This window comes from Microbacterium sp., assembly GCF_031988965.1.
GTDB lineage: Bacteria > Actinomycetota > Actinomycetes > Actinomycetales > Microbacteriaceae > Microbacterium.
Window position 1 is genome coordinate 1 of record NZ_DALZXX010000207.1, and the last position, 3451, is coordinate 3451.

Sequence of the window (3451 nt, forward strand, 5' to 3'; positions counted from 1 at the left end):
GCCGAGCTCGTCGCGGTGGCCGACATCGACCGCGAGAAGGCCGCGGAGTTCGCCGACCGGTATGGCATCGCGGCCGCCTACGGCGATCTCGACGAGATGCTCGCCGCCGAGAAGCCCGACGTCGTGCTCATCTGCACGCCGCCGGCACCGCATCGCGTGCAGTCGCTCGCCGCATTCGCCGCCGGTGCGCACGTGATCGTCGAGAAGCCGCCGGCACCCTCGCTCGACGAGCTCGATGACATGCGGGCCGGCGCGGACGCCGCCGATCGGCAGCTCGCCGTCGTCTTCCAGCAGCGCACCGGCACGGCCGCGGCGCATGTGCGCGGCCTCCTGCAGAGCGGGGCTCTCGGTCGACCGCTCGTCGCCGTGTGCCAGACGCTGTGGTTCCGTGACGCCGACTACTTCGCGGTGCCGTGGCGGGGCAGGTGGGAGACCGAGGGCGGCGGCACGACTCTCGGGCACGGCATCCACCAGATCGACCTGCTCGCGCATCTGCTGGGCGACTGGTCGTCGGTGCGGGGCGAGCTCTGGCGTCTGGATCGCGAGACCGAGACCGAGGACGTCTCGACCACGACGGTCGTTTTCGAGCAGGGCGTCGTCGCGCAGCTGGTCACGAGCGCGGTGTCTCCGCGGCAGGCGAGCTCGATCCGCATCGACACCCAGAAGGCGACGATCACGGTCGACCACCTCTACGGACATGGACACGAGAACTGGCAGATCACTCCCGCACCCGGATTCGAGGCAGAGGCCGAGGGATGGGTCTTCCCGGATGCCGAGGAGCGCAGTGACCACGGCCCGCTGCTGCGCGACGTGTTCGACGCCCTGCTCGACGGGGAGCCGCTCCCGGCCACGGCCGATGCGCCGGCCCGGTCGCTCGAGATCGTGGCGGCGATCTACGCCTCGGCCGCCGCAGACGGTGCCGTGATCACTCCTGCGACTCTGGCCTCGCACCCGACGCATCGCGCGGGGTTCACGAGTCCCGTGGCCGATCTGCGCCGATGAAGGAGCTGTACCGCGACCCCGTCTATGACGGCGCCACGGACCCCCGCGTCGTGATCGATGCCGATGGGCTGTGGTGGATGTTCTACACGCAGCGCCGCGCGAGTCTCGACGACGCCGGTCCCGGGGTCTCGTGGATCCACGGCAGCCGGATCGGCGTGGCGACCTCGACCGACGGTCTGGACTGGGTCTATGACGGGACGCTCGAGCCCGAGGCATCCGATCTCGTGCTCGACCCGGGCCCGCCGCCGGCGCAGGTGGATCGCACCCACTGGGCGCCCGAGGTCGTCTGGGACGGAACGCTGTGGCGCATGTACCTCACCGAGATCGACGGCATCCCCGACAGGTGGCCCGGATTCGTGCGCGAGATCGTGGAGTACGTGTCGCCCGACCTGCGACGCTGGGCGAAGCGCGGTCCGCTGGCGCTGAGCAGCGACCGGGTCATCGATGCGGCCGTCGCGCGCACGCCTGACGGGCTGTGGCGGATCTGGTACAAGGACGAAGCTGCAGACTCGGTGACCATGGTCGCCTCCTCGCGCGATCTCGAGTCCTGGCGGATCGACGGCGTCGCGATCGGCGGGCGACCGCATGAGGGTCCCACGGTGTTCGAGCTCGGCGGCTTCTGGTGGATGATCGTCGACGAGTGGCGGGGGATGGGGGTCTACCGCTCGGAGGATGGCATCCGCTGGGCCCGGCAGGGCGGCGAGGATGCCGTCATCCTGGCGGCGACTCCCGGGGGCGGGCCCGGGAATCACGGTGCGCAGGTGCGTCACGGTGAGGACCTGTGGTTCTACTTCTTCGGCGGCGTCGAGGGAGCGGCGGTGCACCGCGCCACGGGCGAGAACCGACGCTCGGCGGTATATCGGTTGCGTCTCGACGTGGAGGCGGGCGAGCTGGTCGTGAGAGGATCGGGAGACCCGCGGTAAACGATGTAACAGGCGAGGGAAACTGCCTGTTGCGAAACGTTTCAATTTCGATTAGCGTGCAGGTAAGCGTTTTCCCTCGCACCACGGAGAGCGCACCCGCACCACATGGACACAGGCGTTCCGCGGCACTGCCGAACGAGGACGTTCACCAGAGAGGACAACGATGTTCAGCAAGAAGCGTCTGGCGGCCGCAGCGGCCGTCGCCACCAGCGCAGCGCTGGTACTCGCCGGCTGCGCCGGCGGCGATTCCCCCGAAGCGGGAGCCACCTACGACCCCGACGAGAAGGTCACCCTCGACCTGGCGTTCTGGGGCAACGACGTCCGTGCCGACCTGTACAACCAGGCGATCGACGCGTTCAACGAGGAGTACCCGAACATCACGGTCAACGCGACCTTCCTCGGGTTCCCGGAGTTCTGGGAGAAGCGTCAGACCGAGGCCGCCGGTGGCGGACTCCCCGACGTGATGCAATTCGACTACTCCTACCTGCGTCAGTACTCCGAGAACGGCCTGCTGCTCGACCTCGAGCCCTACCTCGGATCCGTCATCGAGACCGACCCGCTTCCCGAGAACATCCTCGGCATCGGAGTCGTCGACGACACCACCTACGGCATCGCGACCTCCACCAACGCGTGGGGCATGTTCACGAACCCGCAGCTGCTCGCGACAGCGGGCGTCGACGAGTTCGCCGGCGGCGACTGGGAGGACTACGACCAGTGGATCGGCGACGTCACCGACGCGAGCGGCGGAGCCTTCTGGGGCGGGTCCGACTGGACCGGCCGCATCCAGAACTTCGAGATCCAGCTGCGCAGCGAAGGCAAGAACCTCTTCGATGAAGACGGCACCCCCGGCTTCGACGAGGACCGTCTGAAGGAGTTCTGGGAAGCCGGATCCGACATCCGCGACGGCGCCGTGGTGCCGCAGCAGACGGTCGAGGAGCTGAACCCCCTGACCGCCTTCGACGCGGCCAAGAACGCCAGCGAGCTCACCTGGGACAACTTCGGTGCCGGCTACCTCGCCAACCTGGGCGAGAGCTACACCGAGCTCGGCCTCGTTGCTCCTCCTGTGACGAAGGAAGGCACGAAGGACCTGTACCTGAAGCCCTCGATGCTGCACACCATCTCGGCCAAGACCGAGCACCCCGAGGCAGCGGCGACGCTCGTCAACTTCCTCGTGAACTCGCCCGAGTCCGGTGAGATCTTCGGCACCAACCGCGGTCTCCCTGCATCCGAGACCGCTCTCGAGGCGGCTGACCTCGACCCGATGAGCCAGCTCGTCAAGGACTACGAGGAATCCATCGCCGACCGTCTCGGCGACGCTCCGCCCGTGCCGATCGTCGGCTACGGCACCCTCGAGGAGAAGTTCCGAGTGCTGGGCACCGAGCTGAACTTCGGCACGACGACGGTCGACGAGGCCGTGGAGCAGTTCTTCTCCGAGATGGACGTCGTCCTCAACCAGTGATCCCGTCGGTGGGCCGGGCGATCCGCCCGGCCCACCGCACCCCACACACTTCGGAAGGAGCTGTCAT

At 68.3% G+C, this 3451-nt stretch carries 3 protein-coding genes; all 3 read left to right on the forward strand.

All coding sequences use genetic code 11. The features are described 5' to 3' along the window. Positions 1-1002, forward strand: a 1002-nt coding sequence (locus RTM68_RS17580; RefSeq protein ID WP_312173447.1) for a Gfo/Idh/MocA family oxidoreductase, incomplete at its 5' end; no start/stop codon positions are given. After that, entirely contained in the window at positions 999-1925 is a 927-nt protein-coding gene (locus RTM68_RS17585) for a hypothetical protein (protein WP_312173450.1), read from the forward strand. The genes RTM68_RS17580 and RTM68_RS17585, both read left to right, overlap by 4 nt. Before the next feature lie 163 nt (positions 1926-2088). Next, a complete protein-coding gene (locus RTM68_RS17590) occupies positions 2089-3384 on the forward strand; it encodes an extracellular solute-binding protein (protein WP_312173453.1) in 1296 nt (431 codons plus the stop codon). Positions 3385-3451: the final 67 nt, after the last annotated feature.

Bases quoted from the DNA above. Each gene is read 5' to 3' on its own strand.
- RTM68_RS17590 (WP_312173453.1), top strand. From the start codon at position 2,089: ATGTTCAGCAAGAAGCGTCTGGCGGCCGCAGCGGCCGTCGCCACCAGC.
- RTM68_RS17585 (WP_312173450.1), top strand. From the start codon at position 999: ATGAAGGAGCTGTACCGCGACCCCGTCTATGACGGCGCCACGGACCCC.